1 pseudogene is annotated in these 659 nt (G+C 47.0%); it reads left to right on the top strand.

Features of this window, described 5'->3' with window-relative positions:
* A pseudogene (locus KPX09_RS05485) lies at positions 1–659 on the top strand (hypothetical protein); the annotation flags it as partial.

Raw genomic sequence — 659 nt, 5'->3', positions numbered from 1 at the left:
GAGCATACAAGGCACGCAAAGCATACTTGGACATGTGTTCTGTATATGAGGAGATTAACGAGGATGTTACGGAAAGTACACTGTTAAGTCCACAGGTAGAAGTCAAGTGGCGCAATAATGCATTGCGGTATCTTGCAGTAATGATGAATATCTGGGGAAAGAGATACGGGAGATATTTCAACGCTGTTGAGCAGACTGATGGTTCACCTAGTCAACCATCAACATCAGGATTAGGAAGTTCTGATGCTGGACTGCTAGGTCCGCAAGCTCCCTATACGCCAATGCGTGTGCTCGAGCGCATACCCTATGCACCTAGTCAACCTTCAACATCGGGATTAGGAGGTACTGATGCTGGACTGCTAGGTCAGCAAGCTTCTTATGTGCCACCGCATGATCCAGGGATTATACCTTATGCACAACCTTCAACATCAGGATTAGGAGGTACTGATGCTGGACTGCTAGGTCAGCAAGCTTCTTATGTGCCACCGCATGATCCAGGGATTATACCTTATGCACAACCTTCAACATCGGGATTAGGAGGTACTGATGCTGGACTGCTAGGTCAGCAAGCTTCTTATGTGCCACAGTATGGTCCATGGAGTGTACTCTATTCATATGCACAGCCGTCAACATCAGGATTAGGAAGTTCTGATGCTGGA

It is taken from the genome of Anaplasma phagocytophilum (genome assembly GCF_023476575.1).
Lineage (GTDB): Bacteria > Pseudomonadota > Alphaproteobacteria > Rickettsiales > Anaplasmataceae > Anaplasma > Anaplasma phagocytophilum_A.
Note: the sequence above shows the minus strand (reverse complement) of the source record. Positions and strands in the feature narration are given on the sequence as shown.